Origin of the sequence: Frigoribacterium sp. CFBP 13707 (assembly GCF_014842245.1) — a bacterium.
In the GTDB taxonomy this organism is placed as follows: Bacteria; Actinomycetota; Actinomycetes; order Actinomycetales; family Microbacteriaceae; genus Frigoribacterium; species Frigoribacterium endophyticum.
In genome coordinates this window covers 514,573-537,437 of the sequence record NZ_JACYVL010000001.1, presented here as the reverse complement: position 1 = coordinate 537,437, position 22,865 = coordinate 514,573, and the positions used below count along the sequence as shown (strand labels likewise).

At 72.5% G+C, this 22,865-nt stretch carries 23 protein-coding genes and 2 tRNA genes; 15 read left to right on the top strand and 10 right to left on the bottom strand.

Going from position 1 to position 22,865, the window contains the following annotated elements:
* Positions 1 to 307: 307 nt before the first annotated feature.
* Positions 308 to 381 (bottom strand) — tRNA-Thr (locus tag IFT45_RS02400).
* Positions 382 to 536: 155 nt separating this feature from the next.
* On the opposite strand from IFT45_RS02400, the gene IFT45_RS02395 reads away from it, so the two are divergent.
* Positions 537 to 719, top strand: a complete 183-nt coding sequence (locus tag IFT45_RS02395; RefSeq protein ID WP_192126503.1) for a hypothetical protein — start codon at positions 537 to 539, stop codon at positions 717 to 719.
* A 9-nt stretch (positions 720 to 728) separates the two neighbouring features.
* Here IFT45_RS02395 and IFT45_RS02390 read toward each other — a convergent pair whose 3' ends face one another.
* Together IFT45_RS02390 and msrB are read right to left on the bottom strand one after the other, a co-directional pair.
* Positions 729 to 1,283, bottom strand: a complete 555-nt coding sequence (locus tag IFT45_RS02390) for a nitroreductase family protein (RefSeq protein WP_056056993.1) — start codon at positions 1,281 to 1,283, stop codon at positions 729 to 731.
* The gene (gene msrB / locus IFT45_RS02385) at positions 1,280 to 1,717 is read right to left on the bottom strand and encodes a peptide-methionine (R)-S-oxide reductase MsrB (RefSeq protein WP_056056991.1); all 438 of its coding nucleotides are present in this window, start codon (positions 1,715 to 1,717) and stop codon (positions 1,280 to 1,282) included. The genes IFT45_RS02390 and msrB overlap by 4 nt, the downstream gene beginning before the upstream one ends.
* A 100-nt stretch (positions 1,718 to 1,817) precedes the next feature.
* Between msrB and IFT45_RS02380 the strand changes: the two genes are divergently transcribed.
* From IFT45_RS02380 to groL, 5 genes are all read left to right on the top strand, one after another.
* Positions 1,818 to 2,804, top strand: a complete 987-nt coding sequence (locus IFT45_RS02380) for a DUF2332 domain-containing protein (protein ID WP_192126500.1) — start codon at positions 1,818 to 1,820, stop codon at positions 2,802 to 2,804.
* Positions 2,805 to 2,881: 77 nt separating this feature from the next.
* Entirely contained in the window at positions 2,882 to 3,175 is a 294-nt protein-coding gene (locus tag IFT45_RS02375) for a DUF3263 domain-containing protein (protein WP_156370092.1), read from the top strand.
* A gap of 20 nt (positions 3,176 to 3,195) precedes the next feature.
* Entirely contained in the window at positions 3,196 to 3,828 is a 633-nt protein-coding gene (locus IFT45_RS02370) for a LytR C-terminal domain-containing protein (protein ID WP_185233649.1), read from the top strand.
* Between the two features lie 312 nt (positions 3,829 to 4,140).
* On the top strand, positions 4,141 to 4,344 hold the full coding sequence (locus IFT45_RS02365) for a cold-shock protein (RefSeq protein ID WP_056056985.1): 204 nt from the start codon (positions 4,141 to 4,143) through the stop codon (positions 4,342 to 4,344).
* 206 nt (positions 4,345 to 4,550) lie between these two features.
* Complete coding sequence (gene groL, locus IFT45_RS02360) at positions 4,551 to 6,170, top strand: chaperonin GroEL (RefSeq protein WP_056056983.1); 1,620 nt, start codon at positions 4,551 to 4,553, stop codon at positions 6,168 to 6,170.
* A gap of 498 nt (positions 6,171 to 6,668) precedes the next feature.
* Here groL and IFT45_RS02355 read toward each other — a convergent pair whose 3' ends face one another.
* The 6 genes from IFT45_RS02355 to IFT45_RS02330 all read right to left on the bottom strand — a co-directional run bounded on the left by IFT45_RS02355 (position 6,669) and on the right by IFT45_RS02330 (position 13,755).
* Positions 6,669 to 8,420 carry a cell wall metabolism sensor histidine kinase WalK gene (locus tag IFT45_RS02355; RefSeq protein WP_185233647.1) on the bottom strand — a complete coding sequence of 584 codons (1,752 nt, stop codon included), beginning with the start codon at positions 8,418 to 8,420 and terminating at the stop codon, positions 6,669 to 6,671.
* A 109-nt stretch (positions 8,421 to 8,529) separates the two neighbouring features.
* Positions 8,530 to 9,222 (bottom strand): response regulator transcription factor, encoded by a 693-nt coding sequence (locus IFT45_RS02350; RefSeq protein ID WP_056056979.1) that lies wholly within the window; start codon positions 9,220 to 9,222, stop codon positions 8,530 to 8,532.
* An 81-nt stretch (positions 9,223 to 9,303) separates the two neighbouring features.
* Positions 9,304 to 9,867 carry a hypothetical protein gene (locus IFT45_RS02345; protein WP_056056976.1) on the bottom strand — a complete coding sequence of 188 codons (564 nt, stop codon included), beginning with the start codon at positions 9,865 to 9,867 and terminating at the stop codon, positions 9,304 to 9,306.
* Positions 9,864 to 11,501, bottom strand: coding sequence for a DNA repair helicase XPB (locus IFT45_RS02340; RefSeq protein ID WP_056056974.1), 1,638 nt, complete (start codon positions 11,499 to 11,501; stop codon positions 9,864 to 9,866). The genes IFT45_RS02345 and IFT45_RS02340 overlap by 4 nt, the downstream gene beginning before the upstream one ends.
* A 67-nt stretch (positions 11,502 to 11,568) precedes the next feature.
* Positions 11,569 to 13,437 (bottom strand): helicase-associated domain-containing protein, encoded by a 1,869-nt coding sequence (locus IFT45_RS02335; protein WP_192126498.1) that lies wholly within the window; start codon positions 13,435 to 13,437, stop codon positions 11,569 to 11,571.
* 39 nt (positions 13,438 to 13,476) lie between these two features.
* A complete protein-coding gene (locus tag IFT45_RS02330; RefSeq protein WP_156370090.1) occupies positions 13,477 to 13,755 on the bottom strand; it encodes a hypothetical protein in 279 nt (92 codons plus the stop codon).
* Positions 13,756 to 13,905: 150 nt separating this feature from the next.
* Here IFT45_RS02330 and IFT45_RS02325 point away from each other — a divergent pair, with 150 nt between their 5' ends.
* A complete protein-coding gene (locus IFT45_RS02325) occupies positions 13,906 to 14,283 on the top strand; it encodes a cold-shock protein (RefSeq protein WP_056056967.1) in 378 nt (125 codons plus the stop codon).
* Positions 14,276 to 14,941 carry a DUF3027 domain-containing protein gene (locus IFT45_RS02320; RefSeq protein ID WP_192126496.1) on the top strand — a complete coding sequence of 222 codons (666 nt, stop codon included), beginning with the start codon at positions 14,276 to 14,278 and terminating at the stop codon, positions 14,939 to 14,941. Before IFT45_RS02325 ends, IFT45_RS02320 begins: the two co-directional genes overlap by 8 nt.
* 102 nt (positions 14,942 to 15,043) lie before the next feature.
* On the opposite strand, the gene serC is transcribed toward IFT45_RS02320, so the two are convergent.
* A complete protein-coding gene (gene serC, locus IFT45_RS02315) occupies positions 15,044 to 16,156 on the bottom strand; it encodes a phosphoserine transaminase (protein ID WP_056056963.1) in 1,113 nt (370 codons plus the stop codon).
* 86 nt (positions 16,157 to 16,242) lie between these two features.
* Between serC and IFT45_RS02310 the strand changes: the two genes are divergently transcribed.
* The 7 genes from IFT45_RS02310 (at position 16,243) to IFT45_RS02280 (ending at position 22,863) form a co-directional block, all read left to right on the top strand.
* Positions 16,243 to 16,935, top strand: a complete 693-nt coding sequence (locus IFT45_RS02310) for a metal-dependent transcriptional regulator (RefSeq protein WP_056056961.1) — start codon at positions 16,243 to 16,245, stop codon at positions 16,933 to 16,935.
* A gap of 257 nt (positions 16,936 to 17,192) precedes the next feature.
* Positions 17,193 to 18,149, top strand: coding sequence for a C40 family peptidase (locus IFT45_RS02305; RefSeq protein ID WP_192126493.1), 957 nt, complete (start codon positions 17,193 to 17,195; stop codon positions 18,147 to 18,149).
* Positions 18,150 to 18,469: 320 nt separating this feature from the next.
* Positions 18,470 to 18,964, top strand: a complete 495-nt coding sequence (locus IFT45_RS02300) for an HNH endonuclease (protein ID WP_056056958.1) — start codon at positions 18,470 to 18,472, stop codon at positions 18,962 to 18,964.
* A 34-nt stretch (positions 18,965 to 18,998) separates the two neighbouring features.
* Positions 18,999 to 19,073: transfer RNA gene (locus IFT45_RS02295), tRNA-Arg, on the top strand.
* A 457-nt stretch (positions 19,074 to 19,530) separates the two neighbouring features.
* Entirely contained in the window at positions 19,531 to 20,976 is a 1,446-nt protein-coding gene (locus IFT45_RS02290; protein ID WP_192126491.1) for a sugar porter family MFS transporter, read from the top strand.
* Positions 20,973 to 21,941: a 5-dehydro-2-deoxygluconokinase gene (gene iolC, locus IFT45_RS02285; protein ID WP_371810853.1), complete on the top strand. Its 969-nt coding sequence runs from the start codon at positions 20,973 to 20,975 to the stop codon at positions 21,939 to 21,941. Before IFT45_RS02290 ends, iolC begins: the two co-directional genes overlap by 4 nt.
* The gene (locus IFT45_RS02280; RefSeq protein ID WP_192126489.1) at positions 21,934 to 22,863 is read left to right on the top strand and encodes a deoxyribose-phosphate aldolase; all 930 of its coding nucleotides are present in this window, start codon (positions 21,934 to 21,936) and stop codon (positions 22,861 to 22,863) included. Before iolC ends, IFT45_RS02280 begins: the two co-directional genes overlap by 8 nt.
* Positions 22,864 to 22,865 lie beyond the last annotated feature (2 nt).

Below are 22,865 nucleotides of genomic sequence, written 5' to 3'. Positions count from 1 at the left end.
TGGACCGGGTCGCGGGGCTCGGGAGGAGCGGGTCGTGACGACGGGCCGGGGGGAGGAGCTCACGCCGGGGAGGTCGGGTCCCTGGCGTCCTCCCAGCGTGCTCCGTGCCGCCGGGGGTCGTCAGCCCCAGCTCGGGTCGCCCTCGCGCGGGGGTGCGCGACGGGGTCTGTCGGCATCGCTGTACCCCGGTCGACGACGGACGGTGCCGCGGAGGAGGAGGAGGAGGAGGAGGAGGAGGAGGAGGAGGAGGAGCGGCGGGGGACGGGAGAGGCCCCGTGCCGCCGGAGGGCGGGCACGGGGCCGGGGGAGCCGCCTGTCGGATTCGAACCGACGACCTTCGCTTTACAAGAGCACTGCGCTACCGGACTGCGCCAAGGCGGCGGGCTCGGCCATCCTACCGACCACGGCGCTCGCCGCGGGCGCTGCGGGGCGCACCGCCGAGGCTCGGCGCAGGATTGGCGCGGGCGACGGCGACGTGGTGAAGTAGACGGGCGGCGTCGGCCGCGCGCCACCGCCCGTGACGACGAGGAGCCACCATGACCAACATCCTGACCGCGATCGGATCGATCGTCCTGCTCTTCGTGAGCTTCGCGCTCTTCGCGTACTCGTTCGGCTCGGGCGAGCCCAACGCGCTCATCTTCTTCGCCGGCATCGTGCTGATGACGGCGTCGTTCGGCATCCCGATGACCGTCCTGGGCAACAGCCGCCGCACTTGGTAGCGGCCGCCGTCAGCCCGCGGTCAGCGGCCTGACGTAGTCGGCCGGGTCGAGCAGGCGGCGGGGCTTCGCCTCGCGCTCGCCGTGGCCCCCGACGTACAGCCAGCCCAGCAGCTTCTCGTCGCCCGTCAGCCCGTGGGCGGCCTGCACGACCGGGTGCCGGGTCTCCGACCCGGTCTTCCAGATCACGCCCCAGCCCTCGTCGTCGAGCACGAGCGACAGCAGGTGGGCGACGCCCGAGGCGACCGACTCCTGCTCCCACTCGGGCACCTTCCGGCTCTCCACCGGCGACGACACCACCGCGATCACGAGCGGCGCGCGGAGCGACTTCTCCTCCGCCTTGCGGGTCGACTTCTCGTCCGCCCCGGTCGCCGCCGACAGCGACCGGCCGATCACGCGACGGTCGTCGCCGCGCAGCTCGACCAGGCGCCACGGGTGCAGGCCCGAGTGGTCGGCCACCGTCGACGCGGCCTCGACGTAGCTGAGCAGCTGCTCGCGCGTCGGGGCCTCGTCGGTGACCTTCGACCGTGACCGTCGCCGACGGGCAGCGTCGGCGACGCCGGTCACTTCGAGTCCGTCGAGGCGGCGTCGCCCTCGGTGAACGACAGCGAGATCGAGTTCATGCAGTAGCGGTCACCGGTCGGGGTGCCGAAGCCGTCGGGGAAGACGTGGCCGAGGTGCGAGCCGCAGTTCGCGCAGCGGACCTCGGTGCGGACCATGCCGAGGCTGGAGTCCTCGATCAGGTCGACGGCGTCGGGCCGGACGGACTCGTAGAAGCTCGGCCAGCCGCAGCCGCTGTCGAACTTGGTGCCGCTCTTGAAGAGCTCGGCGCCGCAGGCGGCGCAGGCGTAGGTGCCGGCGCGCTCCTCGTCGAGCAGCTCGCCCGTCCACGGGCGCTCCGTCGCGGCCTGGCGGAGCACCGAGTACTCCTCCGGGGTGAGCTCGCGGCGCCATTCTTCGTCGGTCTTCTCGACCTTGTACGTGCTGTTGTCGTTCGTCATGGGTGCACTCCTGACACGTTCGGGGACTCCCCATCCAACACTGTCCCGCTGAGCCCCATTCCCCGGGTGACGCCCCGCGGCGCTCCCTAGACTCGGGCCCGTGACGCTCGCCGACCGCTTCCTCGCCTACTCGGCGCAGGCCGCCGCCGAGGGGTCGCCCGGCTGGGCCGAGCTGGCCGCCGGCCTCGCCGCCGACGAGGCCGCGCTGGCCGTCGTCGAGAGGGCGCCGGAGTTGCGGCGCCAGCCCGTCCTGGTGCTCGCGACGTGCCGGTGGCTGGGTGCGCCCCCGGGGCCCTGGCCGCGCCTCCGGAGCTGGCTCCTCGACCACGCCGACGCCGTGGTCGCGGAGCTCGGCCGACGCGCCGTGCAGACGAACGACCTGCGCCGGAGCGGCCCGGTCTCGCTCGCCCTGGCCCGCCTCGACGAGCCGGTCGCGCTGCTCGAGGTGGGGGCCTCGGCCGGCCTCTGCCTGCTGCCCGACCTCGTCTCGTACCGCGCGGGCGACGTCCGGTGGGGCGACCCGCGCAGCCCCGTCCAGCTGACGCTCGACGTGACGGACGGCCGCGGCGACGACGCACCCGGCGGAGCGGGCGCCGGGCTCGGCGCGGTCGAGCTGCCGGCGGTGGTCTGGCGCGCCGGGCTCGACCTCGACCCCGTCGACGTCCGCGACGACGAGGCCGTCGCCTGGCTGCGCGCGCTGCTCCCGCCCGGGGCGACGGAGCGTGCCGACCTGCTCGAGCGGGCGGTCGCGCTCGCCCGCACCGCGCCTCCCCGGGTCGCCCGCGGCGACGCCGTCGACGACCTCGAGGCCCTCGCGGCGACGGCGCCCGCCGACGCACGTCTCGTCGTCGTCTCGACCGGCACGCTCGTCTACCTGCCGGGCAGACGACGACAGCAGTTCGTCGACACGGTCCGGGGGCTCGGCGCCACCTGGGTCTCGTACGAGCGGATCGGCCTGCTCGACGACGTCGGGGCCGTCGACCCGGCCCTCGTCGAGCGCACGTCGGCCTTCGCGGTGCTCGCGCTCGACGGACGGCCGCTCGCCGTCGGCGACGCCCACGGCACCCGCCTCACGACCGTCGGCTGAACGGGCCGAACCGCGCCCCGCCTCCCCGGTCACGGCCCGCCCCGACGTTATGGTGACCAGGATCGAGAGGGCGGGACGTGACCGACGAGGGCAGCAGGGGCACCGGCGTGCGCGCGGGCGCGTTGTCGACCCTCGACCGCGCGATCCTCGACCTGGAGCAGTCCCCGCCGGCCACGCCGGGCCAGAAGGAGGCGCTGATCCGGAGAGAGCTCGGGCTCGGCGTCGCGCGCTATCAGCAGTTGCTCAACTCGCTCATCGACCGACCTGCTGCACTGGCCTACGCGCCCCTGGTGGTCGGTCGTCTGCAGCGCCTGCGCGACCAGCGCGCCCGGGCCCGCGCCGACCGTTCGTTCGGGCCCACGCCCCGCTGACCCGGAAGACCACGGAGACCATGCCGAAGTACCCCCGCGACCGTTTCGACGAGGTGCCCCGCGACCTGGAGAGGGTCGGGGCGCACCGCTCCGAGCCCCGCCGGGGGCGCGGCTGGGTGGTCGTCGCCTGGGCGGCCCTCGCCACCGGCCTCCTCGTCGGCGCCGGGGTGGTCGCCCTGGGCGTCCTCAACGACAGCTTCCAGTTCGTCGCCCCCAGCGCGAGCAGCTCGGCCGAGGCCGGCGACGCGACGACCGAGCCGTCCGACGAGGCGACCGACGGCGACGGGGCCGCGACCGACGGGTCCACCGACGCCGCCGGCGAGACGCCCGCCGTGACGCCGACCCCGACGGCCACCGCGGCCGACCCCTCCGACGTGCCCGCCTCGACGACGATCGCCGTGCTCAACGCGACGACGACGAGTGGCCTCGCCGGCCGGGCCGCGACGACGCTCGACACCGCCGGCTGGACGGTCGGCAGCCAGGGCAACGCGCCCGAGCGCTCCGCCACCTCCACCGTCTACTACGCCACGGCCGCCGACCGCGCGGCCGCGCTCGGCGTCGCCGAGTCGCTCGGCATCGACGCGACGCAGCAGAGCACGGCCTTCCCGGGGGCGACCATCACCGTCGTGCTCGGCACCGACTTCTCGTCGTAGCGGGCGAGCGCGGGGGCGGTGCGACCGGGGCAGGGGCCCCGCTCCGCGCCTCCTCGGGGGCTTCCTCGTGCCCCTTCTGTTTCGGGCGTGTAAAGGATCGGGCCGACGGGCGCCCGCGGGTTCGTTCTGCGGCCTTCGGGGCTGTCGTCGGCGCCGGGGGCCGCACTAGCATCTGGTCTTGGTCGCCCCCTACGGCCCGCCCGCCCCGCCCCGAACGAGCGAGGCTGCACCGTTCGGGTGCGCAGGCCACTGCGTCGACCCGGCCCCGGCACCGACCGGCCGCCGTACGAACACAGCAAGGGGAGCAGCACCATGGCACACGGGACCGTCAAGTGGTTCAACGCGGAGAAGGGCTTCGGCTTCATCACGGTCGAGGGAGGCGGGCAGGACGTCTTCGTGCACTACTCGGCCATCGACATGAGCGGCTACAAGGTGCTCGAGGAGGGCCAGGCGGTCGTCTTCGAGGTGGGCACCGGGAGCAAGGGGCCGCAGGCGGAGTCGGTGCGGCTCGCCTGAGCTCCGCCCCTCGGCCCCTCGGCCCCTCCGACACGACGCCGTCCGCCCTCCCGGGGCGGGCGGCGTCGTCACGTCCGGGGGCTCGCCGTGGGCCTGCCCGGACGGCTTGCACTCACAAGGTGGGAGTGCCAGAATCGCTCTGGCACTCGCCGCAGGTGAGTGCCAAGTACCTCTGCTTCATGACGTCCGGGAGGGACGAGTAACACATGGCTAAGATCATTGCTTTTGACGAAGAGGCCCGTCGCGGCCTCGAGCGTGGCCTGAACATCCTGGCCGACGCGGTGAAGGTCACGCTCGGCCCCCGCGGCCGCAACGTCGTCCTCGAGAAGAAGTGGGGCGCCCCCACCATCACGAACGACGGCGTCTCCATCGCCAAGGAGATCGAGCTCGACGACCCGTTCGAGAAGATCGGTGCCGAGCTCGTCAAGGAGGTCGCCAAGAAGACCGACGACGTCGCCGGCGACGGCACCACCACCGCCACCGTGCTCGCCCAGGCGCTCGTCCGTGAGGGCCTCCGCAACGTCGCCGCCGGTGCCGACCCCATCTCGCTCAAGCGCGGCATCGAGAAGGCCGCCGCCGCGGTCTCCGCTCAGCTCCTCGCCGACGCGAAGGACATCGAGACCAAGGAGCAGATCGCGGCGACCGCCTCGATCTCCGCCGCCGACCCCACCATCGGTGCGCTCATCGCCGAGGCCATCGACAAGGTCGGCAAGGAGGGCGTCGTCACCGTCGAGGAGTCGAACACCTTCGGCACCGAGCTCGAGCTGACCGAGGGCATGCGCTTCGACAAGGGCTACCTGTCGCAGTACTTCGTCACCGACCCCGAGCGCCAGGAGGCCGTCTTCGAGGACGCCTACGTGCTCATCGTCAACTCGAAGATCTCCAACATCAAGGACCTCCTGCCGATCGTCGACAAGGTGATCCAGTCGGGCAAGCAGCTCCTGATCATCGCGGAGGACGTCGACGGCGAGGCCCTGGCCACGCTCGTCGTGAACAAGATCCGCGGCATCTTCAAGTCGGTCGCCGTCAAGGCCCCCGGCTTCGGCGACCGTCGCAAGGCGCAGCTGCAGGACATCGCCATCCTCACCGGTGGCCAGGTCATCGCGGAGGAGGTCGGCCTCAAGCTCGAGAACGCCACGCTCGACCTGCTCGGCCGTGCCCGCAAGGTCGTCATCACGAAGGACGAGACCACGATCGTCGAGGGTGCCGGCGACGCCGAGCAGATCGCCGGCCGCGTGCGTCAGATCCGCAGCGAGATCGAGGCGACCGACAGCGACTACGACCGCGAGAAGCTCCAGGAGCGCCTCGCCAAGCTCGCCGGCGGCGTCGCCGTCATCAAGGCAGGTGCCGCGACCGAGGTGGAGCTCAAGGAGCGCAAGCACCGCATCGAGGACGCCGTCCGCAACGCGAAGGCCGCCGTCGAGGAGGGCATCGTCGCCGGTGGTGGCGTCGCGCTCATCCAGGCCGGCAAGACCGCCCTCGCCGAGCTGCAGCTCGAGGGCGACGAGGCGACCGGGGCGAACATCGTCCGTGTCGCGATCGACGCTCCCCTGAAGCAGATCGCCTTCAACGCGGGCATGGAGCCCGGCGTCGTCGCCGACAAGGTCCGCGGCCTCCCGATCGGTCACGGCCTCAACGCCGCGACCGGCGAGTACGTCGACATGATCGCCGCCGGCATCATCGACCCGGCCAAGGTGACCCGCTCTGCCCTGCAGAACGCCGCCTCCATCGCTGGTCTGTTCCTGACCACCGAGGCCGTCGTCGCCGAGAAGCCCGAGAAGAACCCGGCCCCGGCCGGCGACCCCACGGGTGGCATGGACTTCTAGTCCGCACGGTTCCACGCTCAAGGGCGGTTCCCCTCCGGGGGAGCCGCCCTTCGGCGTTCCCGGGGTGCGCCCCGTGTGCCCGTCCGCTCGGCGTCCGCCCGGCCTCCCCGCGTCCCCCGGCCTCTCCGCGTCCGCTCGGCCGCTCGGGTCGGGGCTCGTGATCTGAGAGTGATCCTGGGCCACGGGCTCTGCGGCACCACGTTCTCGGGGGCTGTCGCCGTGAACTCTCTCGTTCTGGGCATGCAGGAGGGCTGCCCGTGGCCGCGGAAGAACGCGAGCGATCCGTCCGCCGCGGACCAGATCACGGGGATCCCCGGCGTTCGATCGCCCGATCTCTCTCAAATTACGACGTGGCGGACGTCGGGTGAGCGGGGCGGGCGCGCCGGGGGACGCGAGCCGGGAGGCGGCGGGCAGGCCGGAGGCGTGCAGGGGCCGCGAGCGGGACGGAGCGAGGGAGGCGCGGGCTAGGCGACCGGGACGGAGCGGCGGAGGCGGGGGCTACGCGAGCGTGACGGAGCCGGGGGAGGCGGGGGCCTGGCCGGGCACGCCGGTCGCCGGCGTCTCGGGCGGGACGCCGTTCTCGGGGAAGAGCGGCAGGGCCACGCGGAAGGTGGCTCCGCCCCCGGGGGTGTCGAAGACGTCGACGCTGCCCCGGTGAGCCGCCACGATGCCCGACACGATCGCCAGCCCCAGGCCCGAGCCTCCGGTGTCACGGGTGCGCGACGAGTCGGCGCGCCAGAAGCGCTGGAAGATCTTCTCGCGGATCTGCGGCGGGATCCCCTCACCGTGGTCGACGATGTCGATCGTCGCCACGCCCCGGCCCGGGTCGGACTGCACCACGAGCTCGATGGGGCTGTCGTGCTCCGTGAAGCGCATCGCGTTGCCCATCAGGTTCGTGATCACCTGCCGCAGCTTGTTCTCCTCGCCGAGCACGACGGCGGGCGCCTCGGGGCCGTGGCCGGCCGTGCCGTCACCGGTGCCGGCGGCGGCCTCGTCGGCGGCCCGCGTGGCGCGGGCCCGCAGGCTGCGCAGCCGGGCGAGGGTCGCGCCCGCGAACGACACGGGGCCCGTCGCCCCGGGGTCGAGGGCCGTCTCGGGGACGCTGGCGGGCGCGTCCGGGCCGACGGGCGCCTCCTCGCCGGTCTCCGACACGACCGGGTCGTGCACGACCACCGCGATGTCGCGGTCGGGGTTCGACGCCATGGTGTCGAGGGCGGAGTCGCGGGCGATCGTCACGAGGTCGACCGGGCCCAGCTCGAGCGGCTTCGACTCGTCGAGGCGGGCCAGCGCCAGGAGGTCCTGCACGAGCACGCCCATGCGGATCGCCTCCTTCTCGATGCGGTCCATCGCCTGGGCGACGTCCTCCGGCTTCGTCAGGGCGCCCATCCGGTAGAGCTCGGCGTAGCCACGCAGGCTGACGAGGGGCGTGCGCAGCTCGTGGCTCGCGTCGCCGACGAACCGGCGCATCTGGTCGATGGTGCGCGCCCGGTCGTCGAACGCGCTGTCGATCCGGCTGAGCATGGAGTTGAGCGAGCGGTTGAGGCGCCCGACCTCGGTGTTGGGCGTCGTCGAGTCGAGCCGCTGGCTGAAGTCGCCGTCCGCGAACCGGGCCGCGGTCGCCTCGACGTCGCGCAGCGGCGAGAAGGTCGAGGTGACGAGCAGGCGGGTGAGCGCGGCGCCGAGCACGACGACCGAGACGCCGAAGCCCAGGAAGATGCCGCTGAACCGGCCGATCAGGGCCGTGGTGACCGCGAGGTTCGTGCCGGTGACGATGGTCGCGTCGATGCGCTCGACCGACCCGCCCGACGTCGTCTGCAGCGTGGTGTTGTAGGCGAAGACCCGCCACTGCTGGTCGTGGGCCTCGTTGAAGACGCTCTCGGCCTCGTCGTTGGTCTCGTCGGCGGGGATGTGCACGGACGAGAGGTCGGGGGCCGTGCCCGCGGCCAGCTCGTCGCTGTTGTCGCAGATCTGGGTGCCGTCGGCCCGGTACAGGGCGACGTAGCTGCTGCGCGTGTCGCCGAACGTGACGGTGCACGACTGCGCGTTCGTCGTGTTCGGCGTCGCGCCGGTGAAGCCCTTGGCCGCGGCCTCGAGCGACATGTCGACCTGGCCGTAGAGGTACGTGCTCAGCACGGTCATCGTGCCGAGGCCGGCGACGAGCAGCCCGAGGGTCACCAGCGTGACCGTGATGCCGGTGATCTTCGTGCGGATGGAGATCTCGTTCCACCACTGCGACAGGCGTGCGTGCATAGAGGGGTCAATCTAGCGCGAGGCGCCTGGGAGCCGGTGAGGCCCCCAGGCGCCCGGGAGAGTGCTGGAGCAGGGTGTCCGCCGCCGACGATGCCGGGGCTCGGGCGGCTCAGGCCTTGGCGGCCTTGAGCATGTAGCCGAAGCCGCGCTTCGTCTGGATGATCGGCTCGGCCGAGAACTGGTCGAGCTTGCGGCGCAGGTACGAGATGTAGCTCTCGACGATGCCGGCGTCGCCGTTGAAGTCGTACTCCCACACGTGGTCGAGGATCTGGGCCTTCGACAGCACGCGGTTCGGGTTGAGCATCAGGTAGCGGAGCAGCTTGAACTCGGTCGGGCTGAGCTCGATCGCCGTGTCGCCGATGGTGACCTCGTGGGTGTCCTGGTCCATGGTGAGCTCGCCGGCGCGGATGATCGCGTCCTCGTCCTCGTTCATGGTGCGGCGCAGGATCGCCTTGATGCGCGCCACGATCTCGTCGAGGCTGAACGGCTTCGTCACGTAGTCGTCGCCGCCGACGGTGAGGCCGGTGATCTTGTCCTCCGTGTCGTCCTTCGCGGTGAGGAAGAGGATGGGGGAGGTGTAGCCCGACGAGCGAAGGCGCTTGGTGACGCCGAAGCCGTTCATGTCAGGCAGCATCACGTCGAGGATGATCAGGTCCGGCTCCTCCTCGAGCACGGCCGAGATGGCCTGCGCGCCGTTGCCGACCGCTCGCACCGCGAAGCCGGCGAAGCGCAGGCTCGTGGTCAGCAGGTCGCGGATGTTGGGCTCGTCGTCGACGATCAGGATCTTGGGGCCGTCACTCATGCACGCAAGTATCTGCGCGCCTCCTCGGTGTTGTCTGTGAGCCGAGCGCGAGTCACCCGGGTGAGCGCAGCGTGCCCGCCCTCACCGGGCCGTGTGCTCGCCGGGCCAGTCCGTGTTGGGCACGAGCGCGATGCGCGTCGTCAGCTCGAGCAGCTCGTCGGGCACGGCGAGGGTGAAGGCCACGCCGTCGCGGTGCTCGAGGACGGCGGTGTAGCCGGAGGCGCGGGCGATCTGCCACCCGGGGAAGGCCTCGACCGGGGCCGAGACGACCCGCGCCTCCTCCGCGTCGTCCAGCTCGCCGAGGGCGCTCAGGCCGGCGAAGAGGTGGTCCTTGACCGGCGAGCCCGCCAGGAGGTCGGAGCGCTCGAGCACCTCGGGGTCGGGGCTCCAGGTGACGACGCTCAGCACGGAGCCGGCGTGCAGCCCGCCCTGCACCTCGTAGCTGCGCTCGACCGAGACGACCACCGAGGCGTCCCACTCCGCGACGCGCGCCTGCTGGCCGACGAACGCCAGCGCGTCGTGGTCGAGGGAGGCGACCAGCGGCCCGAAGGTCGCCGTCGCCGACTGGTCGGCCAGGAACACCCGCCGCAGGCTGTCGCGCCAGAGCTCGTCGTCGCCCAGCGACAGGTCGTGCGCGTCGCTCATGCCGCCAGCGCGGGGGAGTCGAGGATCGTGTAGCTGTAGCCCTGCTCGGCGAGGAAGCGCTGACGGTTCTGCGCGAACTCCTGGTCGACCGTGTCGCGGCTGACGAGCGTGTAGAACGACGCCGGCAGGCCGGACTTCTTGGGGCGGAGCAGGCGGCCGAGGCGCTGGGCCTCCTCCTGCCGGGAGCCGAAGGAGCCGCTGACCTGGATCGCGACGGTCGCCTCGGGCAGGTCGACGGAGAAGTTGGCCACCTTCGACACGACGAGCACCTTGAGCTCGCCGTCGCGGAACGCCTGGAAGAGCCGCTCGCGCTCGTCGATCGGCGTCGCGCCCGTGAGCGTCGGGGCGTCGAGCACGGCGGCGAGCTCGTCGAGCTGGTCGAGGTACTGGCCGATGACGAGGATCTGCTCGCCCTCGTGGCGGTGCACCAGGTGCGAGACGACGTCGAGCTTGGCCGGCGCCGTGGCGGCGAGGCGGTAGCGCTCGTCGTCGGGGGCGGCGGCGTACTCGAGCCGGTCGTGCTGGGGCAGGTCGACCCGCACCTCGTAGCAGCTGGCCGGCGAGATGTAGCCCTGCGCCTCGATCTCCTTCCACGGGGCGTCGAAGCGCTTGGGGCCGATCAGGCTGAAGACGTCGCTCTCGCGGCCGTCCTCGCGCACGAGCGTCGCGGTGAGGCCGAGCCGCCGCCGGGCCTGCAGCTCGGCGGTCAGCTTGAAGACCGGTGCGGGGAGCAGGTGCACCTCGTCGTAGACCACGAGGCCCCAGTCGAGGGCGTCGAGCAGCGAGAGGTGCGTGTACTGGCCGCCGCGTCGGGCGGTGAGGATCTGGTACGTCGCGATGGTGACCGGCTTGACCTCCTTGACGGAGCCCGAGTACTCGCCGATCTCGTCCTCCGTCAGGGAGGTGCGCTTGAGGAGCTCGTCGCGCCACTGGCGCGCGCTCACGGTGTTCGTGACGAGGATGAGCGTCGTCGTGCCGGCCTTCGCCATCGCGCCCGCCCCGACGAGGGTCTTGCCCGCGCCGCAGGGGAGGACCACGACGCCCGAGCCCCCCTCGAAGAAGTTGTCGATGGCCTGCTGCTGGTAGCCGCGGAGCTCCCAGCCGTCGGGGTCGAGCTCGATCGCATGCGGGGTGCCGGGGGTGTAGCCGGCGTGGTCCTCCGCGGGCCAGCCGAGCTTGACCAGCTGCTGCTTGACCTCGCCGCGGGCCCAGGGCAGGAGCTCCCACTCGGTGTCGCTGCGGCGGACGCCGAGCAGCTCGCCGACCTTCTTGGCCCGCGTGACCTCGCTGAGCACCGAGGAGTCGGTGCCCCGCAGCACGAGGGCGCCCTCGTCGTCGCGCTCGATCACGATGCGGCCGTAGCGCGCGACCGTCTCGGCGATGTCGACGCTGACGCTCTGCGGCACCGGGAACTTGGAGTACTTTTCGAGGGTGCCGAGCATGTCGTCGGCCGTGTGGCCGGCGGCCCGGGCGTTCCAGAGGCCGAGTCGGGTGATGCGGTAGGTGTGGACGTGCTCGGGGGCACGCTCGAGCTCCGCGAAGACCGCGAGGTCGTGGCGGGCGTCGCCTGCGTCGGGGTGCGCGACCTCGAGCAGGACGGTTCGATCGCTCTGCACGATCAGGGGGCCGGTCATGAGGATCGAGTCTAGGCGGGGCCCCCGACACCGCTCACAGGGTGACGGGGAGCGGCCCGGTGCCGGCTCAGGTGGCGCTCGACACCGCGACGACGTGCGACAGCGGCAGCGTGCGCTCGACGTCGGACTTCTTGTCGCGGCCCCGGACGCGTCCGCCGCCGATGCCGGTGGGCTCCATCTCGAGGTGGGTGGTGCTGCCGTCGGGCATGGCGATGGTCACGGTGACCGTGAGCCGGCCCTTCACGGCGGCGTCGAGCTGCCGGGCGATCCAGGCGCGGTCGGTCGTCTCGGGGCTGCCGCCCGACGCCGCCGCGGCGCCGGCTTCGCGGAGGCGCTCGACCATCTCGCGGAGCGGGTCGCGGGCCTCGACCGGGGCCGGTCGCCGCGGGCGACGGCGCACCGGCGGCGCCGACTCGTCGCCGTCGGGGTCGACCAGCACGACCGGGTACCGCTCGTCGCTGAGCGCCCAGAACACCGTCTCGCGCTCGAAGCGGCTGGCGACGCGCTGGCCGTCGAGCCGCTGCAGCCCGAGGGGCGAGAGCGCGTGGTCGACCTCGAGGGTGTCGACGTCGGAGCGCTCGACGGCGCTGACGACCGAGGCCGTGCCCTCGGGCAGGTCGGTGGCCGCGGGGTCGGCGGCGGCGACGCGGAAGCGCCCGTGCCGCTCGGCCGACTGCTGGATCAGGTACTCGAGCGGCTGCGGGATGCCCGAGAGCGAGATGCCGGAGAGGAACTCGCGCAGGCTGTCGGCCGTCTCGCCCCGGGTCAGCGCCCGCTGGATGCCGCCCTCGGTGATGCGGTAGGTGGCGGCGAGGCCGGCGCTCTCGACGTCGGCGACGACGCGGAGGCGGGCGTCGAGCGCCGGGGCGAGCGGGCCGGGCGAGACGACGGTGAGGTCGTGCTGCAGGTACACCTCGTCGATCGCATCGGGCAGGAGCTCGGCGACGCGGGCCCGCGCGGCCTCGGGCCCCTCGCGGAAGAGCGCGACGGCGGCGGAGGTCGGCGAGCCGCCCGAGGTGAGGCCGAGCAGCTGGGCCGCCCGCTCGAAGGAGGTGAGGCGCTCGCCGATCCACGCGCCTCCTGCCGGGTAGGCCCACGCGGTGAACTCGGCCAGGGGCTCGCCCCACGACGTCTCGACCCGCTGCGACAGCACGGCGAGGATCTCGGTCGGCAGGGTCGCGAGCCACGCCCGGGTGAGCTGCTCCCAGCGGTCGGGCCAGGAGGCGGCGAGCCAGTCGACGGCGTCGGCGGTGGTCGCGTAGCCGTCGGGCCCCGAGGCGGCGAGCCCGGCCCGCGCCGCGATCGCGAGCACGACGGGCACGTCGTCGACGTCGAGGTGCGCGGCCTCGGCCAGGCGGCGCGTCTCGGGCAGGGCGAGCCCGCCCTTGGCGAGCTCGCGGGCCGGCGAGCGGTCGAGGGCGCGCAGGATCTCGGCGACCTCGATCACCACGGCGTAGAGCCGCTCGGCCGACCGGGCGTCGACGGCGGCGCGGTCGACGTCGCCGACGCTCTCGAGCACGACGGGCGGGTGCACGGCGCCGAGCCGCGCGGGGGAGAGCTCGGGGTCGTCGTCGAGCCGCTCGCCCACCGCGTCGAGGGTGCTGAGGGAGTCGCCGGTGCGGACGGCGAGGAAGAGGTCGACGAGGTGGTCGCCGGCCGCCCGCACGCCGTCGCTGTCGACGTCGAAGACGGTGTCGAGCCGCGCGGCCAGCGCGTCGGCGTCGCCCGGGACGCGGGCCGCCTGGAGCACGAGCAGCTCCGTCCGGTCGAGGCGCGTCAGGGCGTCACGGACGGACGAGGGGTCGAGGAGGGTGTCGGCGAGGTCGAAGGCGTCGTTCACCGAGGAGGCGCGGACGAGCCGTGGGGCGAGCCTCCGCACCAGCTCGTCGGGCGGGGTGTCGCGGAGGACTCCGGCGAGGTCGAGAGCACTGGACATGGGCGGGTCCTCCTGGGGGCGCGCAGCCGTCGGCTGCGGCTAGCGTGTGGTGCCTCGGGTCTCTCGACCGCGTCGGACGACGGTGGCCACGACGAAGGCGATGATGAGCAGGATCGCGATGGGGAAGCCGACCAGCGGCAGGACGGTCACCGCGGGCCAGACGCCCGCCGTGTAGTCGGAGACGCCGACGAGGGTGCCGACGATGCGGGCCAGGAAGGCCAGCACGGAGAGCCCCACGACGGCGGCGATCATGGAGACCAGGACGCGTTCAGTACGATGGACGCCGCCGGACACGGTCGGGTCTTTGATCTCTGCCACGTGCACAGGATAGTGGGGCGTGCTCGGAGAGCGCGCCCTAAGCTGAGGTCTCCGTCCGGCAGACCCGGGCGGTGGAGCCCCCGGGAGCCGCGGCCGAGGCCGCGCACCCCCACCGAGCACCGACACCAACCCCCGACGAGGAGTCACGTCATGCCCACCGGCAAGGTCAAGTTCTACGACGACGAGAAGGGCTTCGGCTTCATCACCAGCGATGACGGCGCCGAGGTGTTCCTGCACGCGTCGGCCCTGCCCGCCGGCACCGTGGGCGTCAAGGCCGGCACCCGGCTGGAGTTCGGCATCGCCGACGGCAAGCGCGGTGCCCAGGCCCTCTCCGTCCGGGTGCTCGAGGCCGCCCCGAGCCTCGCCAAGATGAACCGTCGCTCCGCCGACGACATGGCCGTCATCGTCGAGGACCTCGTGAAGGTGCTCGACAAGGCCGGCGGCGACCTGCGTCACGGCCGCTACCCGCAGAACGGCGCCCGCATCGCCGTGCTGCTCCGCACCGTCGCGGACTCGTTCGATGTCTGACGCCGCCGCGCAGCCGACCGGGTCGGCCCACGCCGAGCTCGCTCGCCGGGCGCTCACCGAGATCACCCCGCCCGACACCATCGGTGCCGAGCTCGAGCCGGTCGACGAGGTCGACGGCGTCGTCAGCGTGCGCTTCGCCACCCTGCTGCCCGGCTACCCGGGCTGGGCGTGGACTGTCAGCGTCGCGCAGGTCGAGGGCCAGGAGCCCACCGTGCTCGAGGTCGAGCTGCTGCCCGGCGACGACGCGCTCGTCGCGCCCGAGTGGGTGCCGTGGGCCGACCGCCTCGCCGCCCAGGGGGCGGACGACGAGTCCGACGAGGACGAGGACGACGAGTCGGACGACGACGACGAGTCTGACGAAGACTCGGACGACGACGACGACGACGACGACGACGACGACGACGACGATGACGACTCGGACGACGACGACGACGACTCGGACGACGACGACTCCGACGACGACGACGAGCCCCAGGCGGTCGTGCACGGTGGCGACGTCGACGGCGTCGACATCGACGGGCTCGACTCGCACGACCGCTCGGACGACGACTCCGACGACGACGAAGTCTCCGACTCCGACGACTCGGACGACGACTCCGACTCCGACGCGGCGCCCCGCGAGGAGAGCGCACCGCGCCGTCGACGTCGCCGCCGCTGACCCGGTCGACCCGACCCGCGACTCCTCGGTCCCTGGGCCCACGACGACGCCCCCGCCACCTCTCGGTGACGGGGGCGTCCCGCGGTCTCGGCGAGGTGGGGCCTAGAGGGCGCCGACCACGTGCTCGATCGAGCGGATCAGCTGGCGCACGTCGTCGGGCTCGATGGCCGTGAACGTCGCGACGCGGAGCTGGTTGCGGCCGAGCTTGCGGTACGGCTCGGTGTCGACGATGCCGTTGGCGCGCAGCGCCGCGGCCACGGCGGCGGCGTCGATCGACTCGGCGAAGTCGATCGTCGCGACGACCTGCGACCGGTGCGACGGGTCGACGACGAAGGGCGTGGCGTACTCGGAGGCGGTGGCCCAGTCGTACAGCGCCGACGACGACTCGCGGGTGCGGGCGTCGGCCCAGGCGAGGCCGCCGTTGTCGAGGATCCAGCGGGTCTGGTCCTCCAGGAGCAGCAGGGTCGTGAGGGCGGGGGTGTTCAGGGTCTGGTCGAGGCGCGAGTTGTCGATCGCGTTCTTCAGGCTGAGGAACTCGGGCACGTAGCGGCCGCTCGCGGCGATGCGCTCGACGCGCTCGATCGCCGCTGGCGAGAAGAGCGCCAGCCAGAGGCCGCCGTCGGAGGCGAAGTTCTTCTGCGGCGCGAAGTAGTAGACGTCGGCCTGCGAGGCGTCGAAGTCGACGCCGCCGGCCGCGCTGGTGGCGTCGACGACGGTGAGGGCCCCCGCGTCGCCGGCGACCCGGGTGACGGGCGCCATGACGCCGGTCGACGTCTCGTTGTGCGGCCAGGCGTAGACGTCCACCCCCTCGAGCACCTCGACCTCGGCGCGCGAGCCGGGCTCGGCGCGGACGACGTGCGGGGCCTCGAGCCACGGCGTCGCCGTCGCGGCGGCGAACTTCGAGCCGAACTCGCCGAATGTGAGGTTCTCGGCCCGGCGCTCGACGAGGCCGAACGCCGCGGCGTCCCAGAAGGCGGTCGAGCCGCCGTTGCCGAGCACGACCTCGTAGCCGTCGGGCAGGTCGAAGAGCTCGGCGAGGCCCGCGCGCACGCGGCCCACGAGCTGCTTGACCGGGGCCTGGCGGTGCGACGTGCCGAGCAGGGAGGCCCCGGCCGTCACGAGGTGCTCGAGCTGAGCGCCGCGGATCTTCGAGGGGCCGCAGCCGAAGCGGCCGTCGGTGGGGAGCAGGTCTGTGGGAATGGAGATGTCCGCCATGGGTCGATCGTAGTGGGGCGCGCGAGGCTCCCCGTCGGGCCGGGTAAGCTTGCGACGTTGTCCGCGCATCACCTGGGGAGGCCCCGTTGACCGATCTCGTCGACACCACAGAGATGTACCTCCGCACGATCCTCGACCTCGAAGAAGAGGGCATCGTGCCGCTCCGGGCGCGCATCTCCGAGCGACTCGGCCACTCCGGCCCGACGGTCTCGCAGACCATCGCCCGCATGGAGCGCGACGGGCTCGTCGTCGTCTCCGGCGACCGCCACCTCGAGCTCACGACCGAGGGGCGCAGCAAGGCCACCCACGTGATGCGCAAGCACCGCCTGGCCGAGCGCCTGCTCGCCGACGTGATCGGGCTCGACTGGGCCTACGTGCACGACGAGGCCTGCCGGTGGGAGCACGTCATGAGCGAGCAGGTCGAGCGCCGTCTGCTCGAGATGCTCGACCACCCCACCGAGTCGCCCTACGGCAACCCCATCCCCGGGCTCGACGAGCTCGGCGACTCGCCGGCCGGGCGGTTCCTCGACGGCGTCGTCAACCTCGTCTCGGTGCTCGCCGAGAACCCTGAGGGCGTCACACGACCCGTGCGTCGCCTCGCCGAGCCGGTGCAGTTCGAGCCCGAGCTGCTGCAGCAGCTGCACGACGCGGGCGTCACCCCGGGCGGCGTCGCGACCGTGACCAAGTCGGGCACCTACGTGCTCGTCCGCGTCGAGGGCCACGACGAGGGCCTCGAGCTGCCGACCGAGGTCGCACAGCACATCTACGTCACGGCCTAGCCGGGGGAGGCGCCCGGCCGGCTCCCAGGAGGCGTACGGCGGGCACATCGGGCCTTTACCGATTCGTTACAAAAGTCCTCCTCGAGGATGATTTCACCGCCTCCCTCAGGTATGGTCGCTGAGTCCCCGCGCCAGGAAGCCGGCGTGGAGGCCCGTGGCAGGACGTCTCGTGCACCCGTCTCCTGTCGCTTGTCGAGAACTGACGAACGGATGGGGCAACTTCCCTAGGGTTGTCGAGACGCAGGAGACCCGCCCTCTTGACCCTCACCGAGCCCACCCAGCCCGGAGGCGCACCCGACGCCCTCCGCACTCCCCGCACCGACCTCCAGACCCGCACCGACCTCACGCCCCGCAGCGCTCTCCCGACCCGAGCCGACCTCCCGACGCGCTCCTCCGTCCGTGCCGCCGCCCTCGCGGCAGCGGCCGCCGAGGCCGCCGCCGCCCGACCGACCCGCCGGTCGCGAGGCAAGCGGACCGTCGCCACGGCCGCCGTCATGACCCTCACCGCCGGCCTGTTCGGCACGATGGCCCTGCCGGCCTTCGCCCAGACGGCGCCGGCCTCGACCGGCTCGAGCGAGGCCGCCGCCGAGTCGGCGTCGCGCCAGGCCGACGGCCAGACCGTCGCGGTCGACGCCACGGTCGCCGCCGCCGACGCGTCGCGCGACGGCTACACCGCCACCTCGCAGGAGTCGCTCGACGCCGCGGCCGCCGCGGTGGCCCTCGCCTCGCAGCGCGAGGCCGAGCGGGCCCAGCTCGCCGCGTCGTACGACAGCTACACCGGCCCCACCGCGTCGGAGTACCTCTCCGGCTCGGGCACGGCCGCCACGGCGAGCTCGACCGCCACGGGAACGACCGCGACCCCCGGCGCGTTCAGCCTCGCGAACGTCTACCAGACGGCGCTGCAGTACGTCGGCACGCCCTACGTCTTCGGCGGCGCGACCCCGGCCGGCTTCGACTGCTCGGGCTTCGTCATGTTCGTCTACGCGCAGTACGGCATCTCGATGCCGCACTCGGTGACCGCGCAGGGCGCGCTCGGCACGCCGATCTCGGCCTCCGAGGCCCAGCCCGGCGACGTCGTCATCTTCAACGACGGGTCGCACGACGGCTTCTACGCCGGCAACGGGATGATCCTCGACGCGCCGAAGCCCGGCGGCTCGGTCAGCGTCCGCCCGCTGTGGACGAGCGCCGTGCACTACGTGCGCTTCGGGGTCTGAGCCGACCCGCGCCTCCCGCACCGCGCCTCCCGCGCTCGTGAACGGACTGTGAAGAGCCGCCCCGCCTCTAGGCAGGGCGGCTCTCGCGGGTTAACCTGGCGCTCTCGGAGCACTGCTGAGACCAGGAGCGTCACATGAGCCGTTCGACCGCCGCCCGCACCATGGGTGCGTCGTCGAGCGAGCACATACGACACCCCGCCCGATGACCAGAGCACCGTCACGCGTGACGGTGCTCTTCTCGTCTGCGGACTGCTGGCCCAGCTCTCACCGAGGGCAGTCGAATCCCTGGAAGCCGTCCAGGGTGCTTCGAAAGGGAAAGCATGCGCACTCTCGTCCTCAACGCCGGTTACGAGCCCCTCGCGGTCGTCTCGTTCCGACGAGCCCTCGTGCTCGTCATGACCCAGAAGGCGACGGTGCTCGCGGCCGACGCCGAGCACCCCGTGGTCAGCACCGGCTTCGCCTACGACCGCCCGTCGGTGATCGTGCTGACGCGCTACGTGAAGATCCCGCACTCGCGGTCGGTGCCGGTGTCGCGGCGCGGAGTGCTGCGGCGCGACGCCCACCGCTGCGCCTACTGCGGCGCGACGGCGTCGACCATCGACCACGTGCAGCCGCGGTCGCGCGGCGGCGCCGACAGCTGGGAGAACCTCGTCGCCTGCTGCCTGCGCTGCAACAACGTCAAGAGCGACCGGACGCCGGCCGAGATGGGCTGGTCGCTGCGCTGGCAGCCGAAGGCGCCGCACGGCGTCGGCTGGGTCGTGCGCGGGGTCGAGCGGCCGCAGGAGGAGTGGGACGCGTTCCTCGCGGCCGCGTAGGCGCGGGCGCGGGTTCGGTAGACTCGCCGGGTCAGCCTCTGTAGCTCAATGGAAGAGCAGTTCCGTCCTAAGGAAAGGGTTGGGGGTTCGAGTCCCTCCAGGGGCACCACCGCGACTCCCGCCCTCGTCACGAGGTCGCTGAGGGGCCCGCCCGCGCTGAGGCCACGATGTCTCGCGGAGAACGCTCCGGGCGTCGCCCTCCCGGGGCACGTGACTCGAGAGGGACGTGACCTGCTCGGCAGGACCGCTCCCCGTCCCGGTGCTCGTCCGGCCGACCGTGGCCGTGAGCACGCGAGCCTCGTGGCGGCGAGGGGACACGCGGGCTGACGACCGAGCTCCGCGCGCCCCGCTCAGACCGCCTCTCCGACGCCTGTCCAGTGTCGGTGCTGCTCGCCAGACTGGCCATGACCCGGGTTCTCCAGGACGTGTCCGCCCGAGACGCTCGTCTCGCCTCCGTGCACATTGACAGGACATACGGACATGCGTAGTCTCATCACGTCGTCGAGGTCCAGGGCGGCCCCGCAGCGACGAAGCTGGGGAGAGCAACCACTACCAACGGAGGACTCGTGGTCACCAACACGTCAGGGAGCAGCCCTCGGACGGCGCTCCCCGCCCTGGTCTCAGGGCCGCACACGAAGAGACTGGGGACGGTAGCGGTCATCGCCACCTTCGGCGGTCTCCTCTTCGGCTACGACACCGGCGTCATCAACGGCGCCCTCGACTCGATGGAGGAGAGCCTCGGGCTGACCCCCGCCAGCGAGGGGATCATGGTCTCGGCCATCCTCGTCGGCGCCGCGGTCGGCGCGTTCTTCATCGGCCGCGTCTCCGACGCGTTCGGGCGCAAGCCCACGATCAACACCCTCGCGATCCTCTTCTTCTTCGCCGCCCTGGCCTGCGTGCTCGCCCCGACCTGGGAGTTCCTGACGGGAGCACGGTTCTTCCTCGGCATCGCGGTCGGTGGGGCATCGGTCACCGTCCCGGTCTTCCTCGCCGAGCTCGCGCCGACCGAGCAGCGCGGCGGGCTCGTCAGCCGCAACGAACTCATGATCGTCTCGGGCCAGCTGGCCGCCTTCACCATCAACGCCGTCATCGGCAGCGTCTGGGGCGAGCACGACAACGTGTGGCGGTACATGCTCTCCGTCGCCGTCCTGCCCGCCATCGCCCTCTTCATCGGCATGTTCCGGGTCCCCGAGAGCCCGCGCTGGCTGATCGCCAAGGGCCGTGACGACGATGCGCTCGCCGTGCTCAAGCAGATCCGTGCCGACGACCGGGCCGTCGCCGAGATGGCCGAGGTCCGCCTCCTCGCCGCGGAGGAGAAGGAGGCCAAGAGCGCCCGTCTCGCCGACCTCGTGGCGGAGCCCTGGCTCCGCAAGATCCTGTTCATCGGGATCGGGCTGGCCGTCGCCCAGCAGCTCACCGGCATCAACTCGATCATGTACTACGGCACCCAGGTGCTCCAGCAGTCCGGCTTCTCCCAGAGCGGTGCCCTCATCGCCAACGTCGGGGCCGGCGTCATCGCGGTCGTCGCGATGCTCGTCGCCCTGCGCGTGATCAACAAGGTCGGCCGACGCAACATGCTCATGTTCGGCTTCGCCGGCGTGACCGTCTTCCACCTGCTGATCGGCCTGTCGTCGCTCCTCATCCCCGAGGGCCTCGGCCGCGCGATCGTCGTGCTGATCTTCGTCATCTGCTTCGTCGGCACCATGCAGGGCACCATCGGGCCGCTGGTCTGGCTGATGCTCTCCGAGATCTTCCCGCTGAAGCTGCGCGGCGTCGGGATGGGCCTGACCGTGCTCATCCTCTGGCTGACCAACTTCGCCGTCAGCCTGCTGTTCCCCATCCTCGTGGCGGGCATCGGCATTTCGACGACCTTCTTCATCTTCGCGGTGCTGAACGCCGCCTCCCTCGTCTTCGCCGCCACCCGGGTGCCCGAGACGAACGGACGCTCGCTCGAGCAGCTCGAGGAGGACTTCAGCACCGGAGCCATCTACGTCGTGAAGGACGCCAAGTGACCACCGAGAACAGCACGAGCCCGCTCGACGTCCTCACCATGGGCCGCATCGGCGTCGACATCTACCCGCAGCAGTCCGGCGTTCCCCTCGAGCAGGTCGAGACGTTCAGCAAGTCCGTCGGGGGCAGCGCCACCAACGTGGCCATCGCGGCCGCACGGTACGGCCGCCGAGCAGCGGTCCTGACGCGGACGGGCAACGACCCGTTCGGCCGCTACGCGGTCCAGGAGCTGGAGAGGCTCGGCGTCTCGACCCGACTGATCTCCACGGTCGAGGGCCTGGCCACGCCCGTGACGTTCTGCGAGATCTTCCCGCCCGACGACTTCCCGCTCTACTTCTACCGCCAGCCGAAGGCCCCTGACCTGATGATCAGCGCGGGCACGCTGGACCTCGCCGCCATCGAGCAGGCAGGGGTCTTCTGGACGACCGTCACCGGCCTCAGCGAGGAACCGAGCCGCCAGGCGCACCACATCGCCTGGCAGACCCGGGCGCGTCGGCCGCTGACGATCCTCGACCTCGACTACCGGCCGATGTTCTGGAGCAGCCCCGACGCCGCCCACCGCGAGGTCGAGCGCGCCCTCGAGCACGTCACGGTCGCCGTCGGCAACCGCGAGGAGTGCGAGGTCGCCGTCGGTGAGACCGATCCCGACCGGGCCGCCGACGCGCTCCTCGAGCGGGGCGTCGAGCTCGCCGTCGTGAAGCAGGGGCCGAAGGGCGTGCTGGCCAAGACCCGCGACGAGCGCGTCGAGGTGCCCGCCCACCTCGTCGACGTCATCAACGGCCTCGGCTCCGGCGACGGCTTCGGCGGCGCCCTCTGCCACGGCCTGCTCGAGGGCTGGTCGCTCGACCGCACCCTCCGCTTCGCGAACGCGGCCGGCGGCATCGTCGCCACCCGCTTCGAGTGCTCCACCGCCATGCCGACGACCGCGGAGGTCGAGGCCGTCCTCGAGGAGGCGCACCGTGCCTGAGCAGACCACCAGCGTCGACGAGGCGGTCACCGCCCCGCAGTTCGACCGTCTCCGGGAGATCCGGGCGACCGAGCCGGAGCGTCTCGGCGAGGTCCTCGCCTCGCGCACGCGCCGCCGGCCGCTCGAGCGTGACGGCAAGCTCTTCATCGTCGCGGCCGACCACCCGGCACGGGGCGCCCTGGGCGTCCGGGCCGACGCGACCGCGATGGCCGACCGGTACGACCTCCTCCGCCGCCTCGTCGTGGCCCTCGGTCGACCGGGCGTGGACGGAGTCCTCGGCACGCCGGACATCGTCGAGGACCTCGCCCTGCTCGGTGCACTGGACGGCAAGGTCGTCGTCGGCAGCATGAACCGGGGCGGCCTGCAGGGCGCCTCGTTCGAGCTCGACGACCGCTTCACCGCCTACTCGGCGGCGTCGATCGCGGCCGCGGGACTCGACTTCGCGAAGCTGCTCGTGCGCATCGGCCTCGGCGACCCGGGCACCGCGGCGACGCTCGAGGCGACCGCCCGCGCCGTCACGGAGTCCGCGGCGCTGCGCCTCCCGATCATGCTCGAGCCCTTCATGAGCGACCGGCGCGACGGACGGGTCGTCAACGACCTCACCGCCGACGCCGTCATCAAGTCCGTCGCCGTCGCGTCCGGCCTGGGGGAGTCGTCGGCCTACAGCTGGCTGAAGCTGCCCGTCGTCGACGAGATGGAGCGGGTGATGGCGTCGACGACGCTGCCGACCCTCCTGCTCGGGGGCGACCCCACCGGCCACCCCGACGAGACCTACGCCCGCTGGGGCGACGCCCTCGCCCTCCCCGGGGTCCGCGGCCTCGTCGTCGGACGCACCCTGCTCTACCCCGGCGACGGCGACGTCGCCGCGGCCGTCGACGTGGCCGCCGGCCTCGTGCACACGGCCGAGCCCGCCCGACGCTGACC

Coding starts and splice junctions, on each gene's coding strand:
- IFT45_RS02395 (WP_192126503.1), top strand. CDS start 537: ATGACCAACATCCTGACCGCGATCGGATCGATCGTCCTGCTCTTCGTG.
- msrB (WP_056056991.1), bottom strand. CDS start 1,717: ATGACGAACGACAACAGCACGTACAAGGTCGAGAAGACCGACGAAGAA.
- IFT45_RS02370 (WP_185233649.1), top strand. CDS start 3,196: ATGCCGAAGTACCCCCGCGACCGTTTCGACGAGGTGCCCCGCGACCTG.
- IFT45_RS02365 (WP_056056985.1), top strand. CDS start 4,141: ATGGCACACGGGACCGTCAAGTGGTTCAACGCGGAGAAGGGCTTCGGC.
- groL (WP_056056983.1), top strand. CDS start 4,551: ATGGCTAAGATCATTGCTTTTGACGAAGAGGCCCGTCGCGGCCTCGAG.
- IFT45_RS02355 (WP_185233647.1), bottom strand. CDS start 8,420: ATGCACGCACGCCTGTCGCAGTGGTGGAACGAGATCTCCATCCGCACG.
- IFT45_RS02350 (WP_056056979.1), bottom strand. CDS start 9,222: ATGAGTGACGGCCCCAAGATCCTGATCGTCGACGACGAGCCCAACATC.
- IFT45_RS02345 (WP_056056976.1), bottom strand. CDS start 9,867: ATGAGCGACGCGCACGACCTGTCGCTGGGCGACGACGAGCTCTGGCGC.
- IFT45_RS02340 (WP_056056974.1), bottom strand. CDS start 11,501: ATGACCGGCCCCCTGATCGTGCAGAGCGATCGAACCGTCCTGCTCGAG.
- IFT45_RS02335 (WP_192126498.1), bottom strand. CDS start 13,437: ATGTCCAGTGCTCTCGACCTCGCCGGAGTCCTCCGCGACACCCCGCCC.
- IFT45_RS02325 (WP_056056967.1), top strand. CDS start 13,906: ATGCCCACCGGCAAGGTCAAGTTCTACGACGACGAGAAGGGCTTCGGC.
- IFT45_RS02320 (WP_192126496.1), top strand. CDS start 14,276: ATGTCTGACGCCGCCGCGCAGCCGACCGGGTCGGCCCACGCCGAGCTC.
- serC (WP_056056963.1), bottom strand. CDS start 16,156: ATGGCGGACATCTCCATTCCCACAGACCTGCTCCCCACCGACGGCCGC.
- IFT45_RS02300 (WP_056056958.1), top strand. CDS start 18,470: ATGCGCACTCTCGTCCTCAACGCCGGTTACGAGCCCCTCGCGGTCGTC.